This is a genomic window from Nocardia lasii, assembly GCF_042658545.1.
Taxonomy (GTDB): Bacteria; Actinomycetota; Actinomycetes; order Mycobacteriales; family Mycobacteriaceae; genus Nocardia; species Nocardia lasii.
The window spans coordinates 1-13,145 of the sequence record NZ_JBHSQN010000005.1 but is presented as its reverse complement, the minus strand read 5'-3'; the positions used below and the strand labels follow the sequence as shown (position 1 = coordinate 13,145).

General features: G+C 68.3%; 12 protein-coding genes and 1 pseudogene. 7 read left to right on the top strand and 6 right to left on the bottom strand.

Features of this window, described 5'->3' with window-relative positions; translation table 11 throughout:
• The first annotated feature begins 42 nt into the window (after positions 1-42).
• Complete coding sequence (locus tag ACFP3H_RS10535; RefSeq protein WP_378603261.1) at positions 43-561, top strand: TIGR04338 family metallohydrolase; 519 nt, start codon at positions 43-45, stop codon at positions 559-561.
• A 12-nt stretch (positions 562-573) separates the two neighbouring features.
• On the opposite strand, the gene ACFP3H_RS10530 is transcribed toward ACFP3H_RS10535, so the two are convergent.
• A complete protein-coding gene (locus ACFP3H_RS10530; protein WP_378603258.1) occupies positions 574-1,539 on the bottom strand; it encodes an o-succinylbenzoate synthase in 966 nt (321 codons plus the stop codon).
• Positions 1,540-1,745: 206 nt separating this feature from the next.
• Positions 1,746-2,915 (bottom strand): thiolase family protein, encoded by a 1,170-nt coding sequence (locus ACFP3H_RS10525; protein WP_378603255.1) that lies wholly within the window; start codon positions 2,913-2,915, stop codon positions 1,746-1,748.
• Between the two features lie 84 nt (positions 2,916-2,999).
• Between ACFP3H_RS10525 and ACFP3H_RS10520 the strand changes: the two genes are divergently transcribed.
• A complete protein-coding gene (locus tag ACFP3H_RS10520) occupies positions 3,000-3,524 on the top strand; it encodes a winged helix-turn-helix transcriptional regulator (RefSeq protein ID WP_378603252.1) in 525 nt (174 codons plus the stop codon).
• A 73-nt stretch (positions 3,525-3,597) separates the two neighbouring features.
• Here the strand turns inward: ACFP3H_RS10520 and ACFP3H_RS10515 are convergent, their stop codons facing one another.
• Positions 3,598-4,665 carry an ABC transporter ATP-binding protein gene (locus tag ACFP3H_RS10515; RefSeq protein ID WP_378603249.1) on the bottom strand — a complete coding sequence of 356 codons (1,068 nt, stop codon included), beginning with the start codon at positions 4,663-4,665 and terminating at the stop codon, positions 3,598-3,600.
• Positions 4,666-4,800: 135 nt separating this feature from the next.
• On the opposite strand from ACFP3H_RS10515, the gene ACFP3H_RS10510 reads away from it, so the two are divergent.
• From ACFP3H_RS10510 to ACFP3H_RS10490, 5 genes are all read left to right on the top strand, one after another.
• Positions 4,801-5,595 carry an LLM class F420-dependent oxidoreductase gene (locus tag ACFP3H_RS10510; protein ID WP_378603246.1) on the top strand — a complete coding sequence of 265 codons (795 nt, stop codon included), beginning with the start codon at positions 4,801-4,803 and terminating at the stop codon, positions 5,593-5,595.
• Positions 5,596-5,699: 104 nt separating this feature from the next.
• The gene (locus ACFP3H_RS10505) at positions 5,700-7,481 is read left to right on the top strand and encodes an ABC transporter substrate-binding protein/permease (RefSeq protein ID WP_378603243.1); all 1,782 of its coding nucleotides are present in this window, start codon (positions 5,700-5,702) and stop codon (positions 7,479-7,481) included.
• A complete protein-coding gene (locus ACFP3H_RS10500; protein WP_378603240.1) occupies positions 7,478-8,203 on the top strand; it encodes an amino acid ABC transporter ATP-binding protein in 726 nt (241 codons plus the stop codon). The genes ACFP3H_RS10505 and ACFP3H_RS10500 overlap by 4 nt, the downstream gene beginning before the upstream one ends.
• Positions 8,204-8,301: 98 nt before the next feature.
• A complete protein-coding gene (locus ACFP3H_RS10495) occupies positions 8,302-8,598 on the top strand; it encodes a hypothetical protein (protein ID WP_378603237.1) in 297 nt (98 codons plus the stop codon).
• A 102-nt stretch (positions 8,599-8,700) separates the two neighbouring features.
• Positions 8,701-9,768, top strand: coding sequence for an alpha/beta hydrolase (locus ACFP3H_RS10490; RefSeq protein ID WP_378603234.1), 1,068 nt, complete (start codon positions 8,701-8,703; stop codon positions 9,766-9,768).
• Between the two features lie 187 nt (positions 9,769-9,955).
• Here ACFP3H_RS10490 and ACFP3H_RS10485 read toward each other — a convergent pair whose 3' ends face one another.
• The 3 genes and pseudogenes from ACFP3H_RS10485 to ACFP3H_RS10475 all read right to left on the bottom strand — a co-directional run.
• The gene (locus ACFP3H_RS10485; protein WP_378603231.1) at positions 9,956-11,173 is read right to left on the bottom strand and encodes a CHAT domain-containing protein; all 1,218 of its coding nucleotides are present in this window, start codon (positions 11,171-11,173) and stop codon (positions 9,956-9,958) included.
• 50 nt (positions 11,174-11,223) lie between these two features.
• On the bottom strand, positions 11,224-12,729 hold the full coding sequence (locus ACFP3H_RS10480; protein ID WP_378603226.1) for a tetratricopeptide repeat protein: 1,506 nt from the start codon (positions 12,727-12,729) through the stop codon (positions 11,224-11,226).
• A 96-nt stretch (positions 12,730-12,825) separates the two neighbouring features.
• Positions 12,826-13,145: pseudogene (locus ACFP3H_RS10475) on the bottom strand (hypothetical protein); the annotation flags it as partial.

Genomic DNA, 13,145 nt, shown 5'->3' with positions numbered 1-13,145 from the left:
CGATGGCGGTGTCGTCGCGCCGACCGATCCCGGACGCGACCGATGTCTGAGACCGGATCGGGCAGGCGGCGCGACAATCAACGCGCGAAGGTCTACGACGGCGAGCAACTACTGCGCGGAATATTCGACCGCGCCGACGAATTCGGCCACCGCACCATCGAGGTCTACGGCTCCCAACTCACCCTCCCCGTGGAACGCCGCTTCGCCTCCGTCGAATCCGTCCAGTCCTACGTCGACAAGGTCCTGGCCCTGAACTGGGTTCGCGCCCACTGGAACCGAGCGTCCCTCCCCGTCCGAGTCCGCTCCCGCGCCGGCACCACCGCCGCCCACTACGAACCCGAGAACGCCGTCCTGGCCGTCCCCCTCCACACCACCTGGGCCCTCCGCGAACTCGTCATCCTCCACGAACTCACCCACCACCTGGCCCCCGACCAGACAGAAGCTCCCCACGGCCCCGAATTCTGCACCCGCTACGCCGAATTGGTCGACGGCACAATCGGCCCGGAAGCCGGCCTCCTGACCCGCTCCACCTTCACCGGCTGCGGCGTCCGCTTCGGCTGACGCCGCACGGCCTCACTCCTGTTCGAGTAGGGCGCTGACCCGTTCGAACCGTCGCAACCACCAGTCGACGCGGGCGGGGTCGGGGTGGCGGTATTTGTCGAGGAGGGTGGGGTCGGGGGTGGGTGGGGTGGTGGGGACCGGCAGCCAGCCGTCGACGGGGCGTAGGGAATTCGTGACGAGGTCGCCGTCGAAGAGGGAGAGGGTGCCCAGGCCGCAGGCGAATTCGAGGTGGGGTAGGGAGCCTGCCAAGGCCAGCTGTGCGGACAGGCCGATGCTGGTTTCCAGTGCTGAGGACACCACGGTCGGCAGACCGGCTGCTTCGGCTACCGCCAGCGACCGCCGTACTCCGCCCAGGGGGGTGCACTTGAGTACTGCCACGTCGGCGGCGCCGGCGACTGCTACTCGCAGTGGATCTTCCGCGCGCCGAATCGATTCGTCGGCGGCGATGGGTACCGAAACGCGCTGCCGCACCTCGGCCAGTTCCTCGATCGTCCGGCAGGGCTGCTCGACATACTGCAAACCCTCAGCGGCACGGTCGATCTCACCGATATGACGAACAGCGGTCTCCACGTCCCATACCGCGTTCGCGTCGACCCGAACTGCTCCCGCGGCCCCGATGGCCTCGCGTACCGCCGCCACCCGCGCGAGGTCCTCGGCCAGGGAGTCGGGATGGTCCGCCACCTTCACTTTGGCTGTCACGCAACCAGATTCGCGAACAATCCGACCGGCCCGCTCCGGATCGACGGCGGGCACAGTGCAATTCACCGGGATCCGGTCCCGCACCGGCTCAGGCCACCCCACCGTGACCTGCTCCACGGCGGTGGCCAACCACCCCGCCGCCTCCCGATCGTCGTACTCGGGAAACGCGCAGAATTCGCCCCACCCCAATTCCCCCCGAATCAACATCCCCTCCCGCACCGTGATCCCCCGGAACCGGGTCCGCAACGGAATCGCGTACACGTAAACCTCGACGTCCACGGCTCAATCGATCCCTTCGGCGCACCGCTGCCGGACGCGATCGACCGGCGGCATCACGGCGTAACCGGCACGGCCCGTGCGAAATTCATGCGGGACGTGGAACTCGGTCTGAGGTAGGAACCAGTCGGACACGGGCGACCCTTCGGCTCGGCGGCACCGCCATCCTATGTCGGCGGCGCGCACGGATGAACGCCGCCGACCGCAGGTCACAGCCGTTCGATGATGGTGGCGTTGGCCAGCCCGCCCGCCTCGCACATGGTCTGGAGTCCGTAGCGCGCACCACGCTGGTGCAGGGCGTGGACCAGTGTGGTCGTCAGTCGCGCACCGGAGGCGCCGAGCGGATGTCCGAGGGCGATCGCGCCGCCGTTGACATTGACCCGGCTCAGATCCGCGCCGGTCTCCTTCGCCCACGCGAGGACCACGGGCGAGAACGCCTCGTTGATCTCGAACAGGTCGATGTCGCCGATCTCGAGTCCGGCTCGGCGCAGCACCTTCTCGGTGGCGGGGATGACCGCGGTGAGCATGAGCAGCGGGTCGTCGCCGGCGACGGCGAAGCTGTGCAGTCGGGCCAGCGGGCGCAGGCCGAGCTGTTCGGCGCGTTCGGCGGACATGATCAGGACCGCCGAGCTGCCGTCGCTGACCTGGCTGGCCGAGGCGGCGGTGATCTGCCAGCCGATCTGTGGGAATCGCGCGGCCATGGCGGGGTCGAAGTAGGCGGGGCGCAGTGTCGCGAGGGTTTCGAGGGTGCTGCCGACGCGGATGCCCTCGTCGGTGCTCAGGCCGTTGATCGGGGCGATCTCGGTGGCGAAGAGTCCGTCTTTGGTTGCCCGCGCGGCCTTTTCGTGACTGCTCAGTGCGAACTCGTCGAGCTGGGTGCGGGTGAGGCCCCACTTGGCCGCGATGAGTTCGGCGCTGATTCCCTGCGGGACAAGGTCTTCGGGGTAGCGCTCGGCGAACGCCACGCCGGACAGATCGGTGGCCCCGATCAGGTTGGCGCCCATGGGAACTCGCCCCATCGACTCCACGCCCGCCGCGACCACGATGTCGTAGGCCCCGGCGATGACCCCTTGCGCGGCGAAGTGAATCGCCTGCTGACTGCTCCCGCACTGCCGGTCCACCGTGGTGGCGGGCACGGATTCCGGGTAGCCGGCGGCCAATGCCGCGCGCCGGGTCATGTTCGAGCCCTGTTCGCCGACCTGGGTGACGATTCCGCCGATCACATCGTCGATCAGCGCCGGGTCGATCCCGCTGCGCTCGACGACCGCCCGCAGGCTGTGCGCGAGCAGGTCGACCGGGTGGACGTCGTGAAGTGCGCCGTTCGGCTTGCCGCGCCCGATGGGGGTGCGTACCGCTTCGACGATGACCGCGTCTGGCATGGGAGTCCTCTTTCGACAACACTGGCTCTAGCTGACAATAGTCAGCGTAGACCCTAACTATCATCTACTCAAGTCAGATTCGCTATGATGTGTGCCATGGCAGCCGTGATGGAAGGACCTTTGGCCGATCTCGACGCGTGGGAACCGGCGGGCTGCTCCATCGCCAGAGCCATGGATCTCATCGGCACCCGCTCGGCGATGCTCATTTTGCGCGAGGCGTACTACGGCACCCGCCGCTTCGACGGTTTCGCCCGTCGCGTCGGAATCACCGACGCCGCCGCCGCGACCCAACTCCGCAAACTCACCGCCGCCGGACTCCTGGAAAAACGCCCCTACCAGGAAGAAGGCAAACGCACCCGGCACGAATACGTCCTCACCCAGATGGGCCGCGACCTACTCCCCGCCGTGGTCGCCCTGTGGCAGTGGGGCGACACCTATCTCCAACCGGGCCCCCCGCCCCTGCTCCGCGTAGACGCCGAATCCGGCGCCCCCGTCCAGGTCGACCTACGCACCCCCGACGGAACCCAAGTCCCCCTCGAACACCTCGCCGTCCGCGTCAACGCCGACTACCTCGCCGAACGCGCCCGCCACAGGAAAATGGACAGCTGATCACCACGCTGCTGTGGCGCGAATTCGGCCCGAATCCGCCACCAGAGCGTGGTGATCAACTGTCCAACGGGGGTCAGCGCAGGCGGGTGCCGTCGGGGCTGAAGAAGTAGAGGTGGGTGGGGTCGACGGTGAAGCTGAGGCGTTCGCCGCGCGAAGGGGGGTTGCGCCAGTCGACTCGGGCGACGATGGTCTCCTGGGCTACCGAGGAGAAGGCGCGGCCGTAGACGTAGGCGTCGGAGCCGAGTTCCTCGACCACGTCTACCTCGATCTCGAGGCCGCCGTTGCCCACCTCGAGGTGTTCGGGGCGGATGCCGAGGACCACCGAGTTGCCGCCCGTGTCGGCCACGGCGCGGGGCACGCGCACGGGGTAGCCGCCGAGGGTGACGATGCCGTTGTCGACGGGCAGGGTGAACAGGTTCATCGCGGGCGAGCCCATGAAGCCGGCGACGAACATGTTCGCGGGGTCGCGGTAGAGGTCGCGCGGGGAGGCGCACTGTTGCAGCACACCGTCTTTGAGCACGGCGACGCGGTCGCCCATCGTCATGGCCTCGACCTGGTCGTGGGTGACGTAGACGGTGGTGGTGCCGAGGCGGCGCTGCAACTGCGCGATCTGGGTGCGGGTCTGCACGCGCAGCTTGGCGTCGAGGTTCGACAGCGGCTCGTCCATGAGGAACACCTGCGGCTGGCGCACGATCGCGCGGCCCATCGCGACACGCTGGCGCTGACCGCCGGACAGGGCCTTGGGCTTGCGGTCGAGGTACTGCTCGAGGTCGAGCAGCTTGGCCGCCTCGAGGACCCGCTCGTCGCGTTCGGCCTTGGACACCTTGGCCAGCTTGAGCGCGAAGCCCATGTTCTCCGCGACCGACATGTGCGGGTAGAGCGCGTAGTTCTGGAACACCATCGCGATATCGCGATCCTTGGGTTCGCTGTGGGTCACGTCCCGCTCGCCGATGCGAATGCAGCCGCCGTTGACCTCTTCGAGGCCGGCCAGCATGCGCAGCGAGGTGGATTTTCCGCATCCGGAGGGTCCGACGAGGACGAGGAACTCGCCGTCGGCGATCTCGAGGTCGAGTGCGTCGACCGCGGGTTTGGTCGCCCCGGGGTAGAGCCGGGTCGTGCGGTCGAAGGTGACAGTGGCCATGCGTAGATCAACATCCCATCCCGGCAGGAACGTGCCGGACGATCCGAGTAGTGGGTCGGCAGCGATCGTAGCGGCCCCGCCACCGCGCGGGTAGCCTGATCGCGGAGCCAGCCCTAGCCCTCGAGGAGCCAAGGTATGAGTCGTCCGGTCCGCATCGGAGTCCAGTTGCAACCCCAGCACGCACCCGAGTACGCGCTCATTCGTGACGCGGTGTTGCGGTCCGAGGAGGCCGGGGTCGACATCATCTTCAACTGGGATCATTTCTTCCCGCTCACCGGCGATCCCGACGGCGCGCATTTCGAATGCTGGACCATGCTCGGCGCGTGGGCCGAGCAGACCGAGCGGGTCGAACTCGGCGCGCTGGTCACCGGCGGCGGGTACCGCAACCCGGATCTGCTCGCCGATATGGCGCGCACCGTCGACCACATCAGTGGCGGCCGGTTGATCCTCGGGATCGGCGCGGGCTGGTTCGAGCGTGACTACGACGAGTACGGCTACGAATTCGGTACGCCGGGAACGCGATTGGCGTTGCTCAAGGATAGCCTGGCGCGCATCGACGCCCGGCTGGCGAAGCTGAATCCGCCGCCGGTGCGCGAGATTCCGATCCTGATCGGCGGCGGTGGCGAGCGCAAGACCCTGCGCCTGGTCGCCGAATACGCCGACATCTGGCACTCCTTCGCCGATGTGGCGACCCTGACGCACAAGAACAAGGTGCTCGCCGAGCACGCCGCGCAGGTCGGCACCGACGAGTCGAGAATCGAACGGTCGGTGGCCTGGCAGGGCCGCGACGAGGCGATCGCCCTGCACGACGCGGGCGCCACGCTGTTCACCGTGGGTGTCTCCGGTCCCGACTACGACCTGACCGAGGTGCGCAAGGCGATCGAGTGGCGCGACGACGTGAACCCGACGCTGCTCGAGGGTCTGGCTTAGTCGCTGCCGCACGGTCATCGGCCGACCGCGCGCGGGAACGATCGGGTAGCTGTGCCGTCGCGCGTCACCGAAGCTGTCGGAGGTTGCCGCTAGGGTCTATCGGCATGGCAGGTGTACGAACCAAGGCGCGCATCGCCGCCCTTTTGCTCCTCGTCGGGGTCGCGGCCACCGGCTGCGGCGGGTCCGACAGCACCCCCGCGCGCGACCTGTGTTCCCCACCCGGAGCCGCCGCCGCGACGGCCGCCCCCACCAACCTCGCCGCGGGCGAGACCGCGGGCGCCGACCGCTACACCACCGCCACCACGGCCCCCGTCGACTCGATCGACACCTCGAAGCTGGGCCTGCTCTCGCCCGGCGTGCTCAGCGTGGGCACCCTGTCCGACGCCCCGCCGAGCATCTGCGTCAACAGCAAGGGCGCGTTCACCGGCTTCGACAACGAACTGCTCGCCGCGATCGCCGCGAAACTCGGCCTGCGCGTGGAGTTCTCCGGCACCGAGTTCGCCGGTCTGCTCGCGCAGGTCTCGGGCAAGCGCTTCGACGTGGGCTCGTCGAACATCACCACCACCGACGCGCGCCGCGAACTGGTCGGCTTCACCAACGGCTACGACTTCGGCTATTTCTCGCTCGTCGTGCCGCAGGGCAGTGCGATCAAGAGCTTCGAGGATCTCACCGGCAGTTCGCGCATCGCCGTGGTGCAGGGGACCGTGCAGGACGAATTCGTTGTCAACCAGCTGAAACTCGACCCGGTCAAGTTCCCCGACTACAACACCGCCTACGCCAATCTGAAGTCCGGCCAGGTCGATGCCTGGGTGGCCCCGTCGGCGCAGGCGGAGGGCGCGATCAAGCCCGGCGACGGAATCGTGGTCTCGGAGAACACCTTCAGTCTGGACAACTTCGTCGGCTACGCGGTGGCCAAGACCAACCAGCCCCTCGTCGACGCGCTCAACTCCGGCCTGGACGCGGTGATCGCCGACGGCACCTACGCCCGCCTCTACGCCGACTGGGTGCCGCGCGAACTCCCGCCCGGCTGGAAGCCCGGCTCCAAAGCCGCACCCGCGCCGCAACTCCCGGACTTCAAGGCGCTCGCCGAACAGAACGGGCCGGGCGAGACCGAGCAGGTCGCCCAGAAATCGACGCTGCAACAGTTGAAGGACACCTTCTTCGACTGGTCGCTGTATCGCCAGGCGTTCCCCGACCTGATCAAGACCGGTCTGCCGAACACGCTGATCCTGGCGCTGGTCTCGGGCATCCTCGGCACCGCGATCGGCATGGTGCTCGCGGTGATGGGCATCTCCCGCACGCGCTGGTTGCGCTGGCCCGCCCGCGTCTACACCGACATCTTCCGCGGCCTGCCCGCCGTGGTGATCATCCTGCTGATCGGCCTCGGCATCGGCCCGGTGGTCCGCAATATCACCGGCGGCAACCCGTACTGGCTCGGCGCGGTGGCCCTCGCCCTGCTCTCCTCGGCCTATATCGGCGAGATCTTCCGGTCCGGGATCCAGTCGGTGGAGCCCGGCCAGCTCGAGGCCGCGCGCGCGATCGGGTTCGGGTATCGCCAGTCGATGACGCTGGTGGTGATCCCGCAGGGCGTGCGCCGGGTGCTGCCCGCGCTGATGAACCAGTTCATCGCGCTGATCAAGGACTCCTCGCTGATCTACTTCCTCGGGCTGCTGTCCTCCCAGCGCGAACTGTTCGCCGTCGGGCGTGACCTCAACGCCCAGACCGGCAACCTGTCGCCGCTGGTCGCGGCCGGGCTGATGTATCTGGTGCTCACGATCCCGCTCACGCACCTGGTGAACTACATCGACCAGCGGATGCGCACCGGCAAATCCACCCCCGCCGACCCGGTCGAGCAGGCGGTCATCACAGAAGGGCGAGGCGCGTGAGTGCTTCTCTGACGGGCACCGGGCTCGAGCTGACCCTGGGCAACAATCACATCCTGCGCGGCGTCGATATCCACGTCGACGCCGGGCGCACCACCACCGTGATCGGCCCGTCCGGTTCGGGCAAGTCGACCCTGCTGCGCGTGCTCAACCGCCTCTACGAACCCGACGCGGGCGACATCCTGCTCGATGGCGAGTCGGTGCTGCGCGAGAACCCCGACAAGCTGCGGCAGCGCATCGGCATGGTCTTCCAGCAGTTCAACCTGTTCCCGCACAAGACCGTCGCCGACAACATCTCGTTGGGTCCGCGCAAGCTGCGCGGCCTGTCCGCCGATCAGGCGCGCGCGCTCGCGATCGAACAGCTCGAGATCGTCGGGCTGGCCGACAAGGCCGATGCGCGCCCGGCGTCGCTGTCGGGCGGTCAGCAGCAGCGGGTGGCCATCGCGCGGGCGCTGGCCATGAAACCGGAGCTGATGTTCTTCGACGAGGCCACCTCGGCGCTGGATCCCGAGCTGGTGAAGGGCGTGCTGGCGCTGATGGCCGACCTCGCCTCGGGCGGGATGTCGATGATCGTGGTGACCCACGAGATGGGGTTCGCGCGCGAGGTCTCCGACAGTGTCGTGTTCATGGATCAGGGCGTCGTGGTGGAGACCGGCACCCCCGACGCCCTCTTCGACGGCGCCCAGACCCCGCGTCTGCGGCGCTTCCTCGACCAGGTCCTCTGACCAGTTTCACGCCTTTCAGCTATCCATGCGCAACTGCTAATGTCGATGTTGTTCCGCTCGAGAAGTTCCTCAGCTCCACTCGATCACCAGGAGAGCCGATGACCACCGCGCACGCCGAACATCCGCAGCACACCCACGTCCACGGCCCGAGCTGTGGGCATGTCGCCGTTCCGCATCAGGACCATGTCGACTACGTCCACGACGGTCACCTGCACCGGGAGCACGCGGGCCACTTCGACGAGTGCGAGGTCTCAGCACACGTCGAGCACTCCGCCCACGAGCACCAGCACGGCCCCACCTGCGGGCACGTCGCGGTGCCGCACGGCGACCACGTCGACTACATCCACGACGGTCACCGCCACGCCGCGCACGCCGACCACTACGACGAGCACTGAGCCCACACCCCCGATTCCGGTTCACCGACCGAAGGTTCCCCGGTACCCTCTGCCTGCGGCGTGCGTTGTGTCCGCGGTGTTACAGATGGGGAAATTCGGTCGATGGGCAAGACAATCAGGCGCGCACTGACTTTCGGTGTCGCGAGCAGTGTGCTGGCCGCGTGTGTCGCGACCTTCGGGGCGGGCAACGGCCTGGCCGACACCAGCGATCCGATCATCGCGACCAAGCAGCTGCTCGCGACGCCCACCAGCGCCAACGGCTCCAATATCATCTCGAGCCGCGTCGATGATCGAAACCTGACCATGCTGGTCTTCTCGGCCGCGATGAACAAGCCCGTCACCGTCAAGGTGCTGCGGCCCAGGGACGCGTCGGTGCCGCGCCCCGCGCTCTACCTGCTCAACGGCGCAGGCGGCGGCGAGGATCGGGCCACCTGGTGGCACAACACCGATATCGGTGACTTCCTGGCCACCAAGGACGTCAATGTGGTGATGCCGGTCGGCGGCGCCTGGGCGTACTACACCGACTGGCAGCGCGACGACCCCGCGCTGGGCCGCAACAAGTGGCGCACCTTCCTGCTCGACGAGCTGCCGCCGCTGGTCGACGCCGCGCTCGGCACCAACGGCGTCAACGCCATCGCCGCGAACTCGATGACCGCGACCGCCGTGCTGCAACTGGCGCAGGCGAAGCCGGGCTTCTACCAGTCCGTGGCCGGTTACAGCGGCTGCGCGCAGATCTCCGACCCGGTCGGCAAGGAGTTCACCAAACTGGTCGTGGAGACCTACGGCGGCGGCGACGTCACCAATATGTACGGCCCCGACGACGACCCTGCCTGGGTGGAGAACGACCCGGTCGTGCACGCCGAAAAGCTGCGTGGCACAAGGCTCTACATCTCCGACGCCACCGGCCTGCCCGGCCCGCACGACCGCCTCGACGACCCGTACATGATGAACCCGACCACGGTGGGCCTGGCCAACCAGATCATCGTCGGCGGCATCATCGAAGCGGCCGTGAGCTGGTGCACCCGCAACCTCGAAACCCGCCTCGCCGAGTTGGAGATCCCCGCGACCTTCGACCACCAGCCCACCGGCTCCCACTCCTGGGGCTACTGGCGCGACGCCTTCCACCGCTCGTGGCCGGTCCTCGCCACGGGGCTCGGGTTGCCGGAGTAGGAACCTCGCCACGTCCGCCGTACTCGGCCCCGGCGTGCCGCTGCGATGGCATTTTCGCGCAGCCGTGTCCCCAAAACACCGAAAATCGCTCCTGGCGGCGCTTCTCTGCACGTTTATGCCACCTCGGAGTGGATTGCCGCGGAGTCAGCGGTCAGTGGCTTCGGCCTGGCGGTGAGCGCGGGCTCGTTCAGTCGGTGACGGTGGCGAAGGCGGCCCAGAGCAGGGGTGCGTTTTCGGGGGTGGGGTCGGTTCGCCAGGTGGACAGGCGGGCTCGCTGCCAGGTCAGGAGGGTGGGGATGGGTGTGGAGGAATCGTGGGCGGTGTCCACGGCGCAGATGGCGGCCTGGAGCGGGGAGGTCGTGGTGGGGGTGAGGGTGTGGAAGGCGTGGTCGGTGGGCAGGGGCCAGCGGGTGGCGGTGACGAGTTCGGCGCCCGCCGAGAGGGCCGCGGTGGTGAGCCCGAGTGCTTCGGTGAAGCGCAGGTCGCCGCCGCTTTCGCAGGCGATGAGGGCGACGCGGCTCGGCATCGGCCACAGGTCGCGCCCGGCGACCGGGGTGGGGTCGAGGGAGTAGGTGCCGAGCAGGAGGTCCTTGGCCGAGAGGGGGCGATGGGTGCGGTTCGGGGCGGCGAAACCTCGGGTGTCGGCGGTGCAGCTGAGGTGGAGTTCGGCGTGTTCGCTGTGCCCGGATTCCGGTGCGGGAGAGGTGACATGGCCGACGTAGACGAGTCGGCTCGCACCTTGGCGCAAGACTTCGGACAGCCAGTCGCGGTCGGTGTCGGCGCGACGGAACAGCTCGACCGGGTCGGTTACGTGGGGGACCACTCGGTCGCCGTAGGTGTTGAAGTGTTGGGAGACCGGCGTTTCCGGGCTGGGGCGGCCGAGTACCGAGCCGAGTTCGGAGTCCGCGCGGAAGCCGGGTACGCGGGGATCGAGGATCGCGACGACGGGGAGATCGCGAGTTTCGTGCCAGCGACGGGCAATTCGCTCCGGCGCGTTCACCACCGAAACCGGTGCTAGCAGGCTTACATCGGCGATATCGAGTAGTCGAATGTCGGGGTCCGGGGCGATGATCTCCCAGGGCACCTGCGCGAGCCGAGGCGAGGGCTGGATCCGCAGGTGCGGGCGGATGCCTCGCTGGGAGAGTTCGTAGAGTTGCACGGCCAATGCGTAGGGGAGGAGGGTGCTCGAAAGTTGTTGCGCGAGTGCGAGTTCCTTCGCCGGGTCGACAAGGGCACCTTCGGTCATCACCCGCCGTAGATCGTTCGGCCGTGAAGGGTTGGGTACGGCCTCGGCGAGCACCTGCAAGACCTCGCGTACCTGATCGCGGGGCAGAACCGCGACACCGCGGGCTAGCGCGTCGTCGTCCCAGCGCCACGACACGTACACATCGCCCGCATCGGCCATCCTGATGAAAGCCGTTGGGCCGGCCGATACTGCCTCTGTCAGTTTCGGGCTCATAGCGCGATCACCCGGTGGTCGCGAACGGGTCGTCCGTATCGCTGCTCGGCGTAGGAGATGAACTCCGACAGCACTATTCGCCCGCCCTCCGTGAGACGGGGCGGGGGCGAGACAGGGATTCCCGCCGCTGCCGCCACATCGGCGAGGGCGGCTCCCAGTTGGAGTGCGGGTGTGGAAATCGGCGCTGCCGGTGTGGGGTCGAGGAGTTGGAACTCGAGCGCGGGGGTGACGGTGTCGGCGAAGGCCGTCAGATCGAGAGCTGTTCCCGCGCACTGGGTATCGATCAGGTCGATGACCAGCTGGCCGTCACCGGCGAGTGCGGCGCAGCGGAAGGCCAACCACATGGCGGGTTCGGCGACGGTGCGGTGCCAGTGTTCGCGCTGGTTGCCGTTGGGGAGGGTGTGACGGACGGCGTCGATGGCGAGTGCGGCCGGTACCGCGAGGGCGATGGCACGACCGAGCAATGCCGGATCCGGTTGTGCCGTCGAGGACATCAACAGCTCGGCGTGCCAGTAGTCGAGTTGGGCGCAGTGCATCCCGAGTCCGTGGGCGGCGTACACCCCGAACGCCGCCTCGAGCAGCTCCTCGCCCCGCGCGAGATCCCCTGCCGCCCAGGCGACGGTGGCGAGCCGCAAGCGCACATCGGCCGCGTCCACCACCGCACCCGCCGAATCGAACTGAGCCATCGCACGTTCGTAATACGCACGCGCCGAGGCCAATTCACCACGTCGCTCGGCAAGGAACCCCAGCGTCTTGGTGCCGACGCCGGCTCGGTGTCGCAGGTCCCCGGCCTCGAAGAACTCCTGACTCGCCCGCAGCGGTTCCTCGGCCTCCTCGAACTGTCCCGCCCGCACCAGCATGGTCGCCAGATTCTGCCGCGACTCCGCGACCGAATCCCGCGCTCCCACCGCCTCGAACGCCGCCACCGCCTGCCGCGCGAAGTCGATGGCCAGGGACCACCGCCCGGTCTCGAACGAGCACGCCGCCAGATTCATCAGCGGATGACCGGCCAGTTCCGGCGCGAAACGCTCTGTCACGCCGAGTGATTCATGCGCCAACTCGCCCGCGCGCGCCCACTGTTGCCGGTGCAGCGCCACCGCCGTCAGCGATAACAGGCACGCCACCCGCAGCATCGACTGGTCGTCGCTCTCGGCGAGCAGTTCCCGCGCCTCTTCGAGCACATCCTGCGCGGCATCGAACTCGCCCAGGTGCTGAAAGGCCTGCGACAGATTCACCAGCGCCGCCGGTCGCTGGTGGGCAGCCTCGGCGGGCATCTCCACCAGCGCGGTCCGGAACAGCGTCACCGCCCGCCGATGATCCCCGAGCTCATCGGCCATGCTCGCCGCATTGATCAGCGCCGCACTGCGCAACCGTGGCGCGGCCCCGGCGGCCACCTTCTCGAAGATCTCCAACGCCGCCCCGACCTCGCCGCGCTGATACGCCGCGTACCCGGCCGTGAGCTGCTCGTCGTCACTGTCGGATGTCCTACCGGTCGCAGCCATGCGCCCGCCCCTTCGCATCAGCAGTCGATGCCGCCGCACCGTGCGGATGCGCCGCGTGGCGTCGGCGGTGTGTGTCCGTTCCGGTGCTCTGTCGCATCAGAAGTCCTCGTCGGATTCGGCTGCCGCGGCTTCGGCGAGCAGTCGGAGCGCGTCGTCGGGGTCGGTGAGGCGACCTCGGGCGAACTGCCGGATCCGCTCACGCATCGACGATTCCTCGGTCGATGCGGTCGGTCCGACCCCAGGGACGAAAACGGTCACCTCGAAAGCAGTTTCAGGCGGCCCGGAAACCTGGACCTCACCCACCCACGTATCGCCCAGCAGGTTCAACGCTGTAATGAACCCGCCCGTGCCGCCCGTGCCGCCCGTGCCGCCCGTGCCGCCCGTGCCGCCCGTGCCGCCCGTGCCGCCCGTGCCGC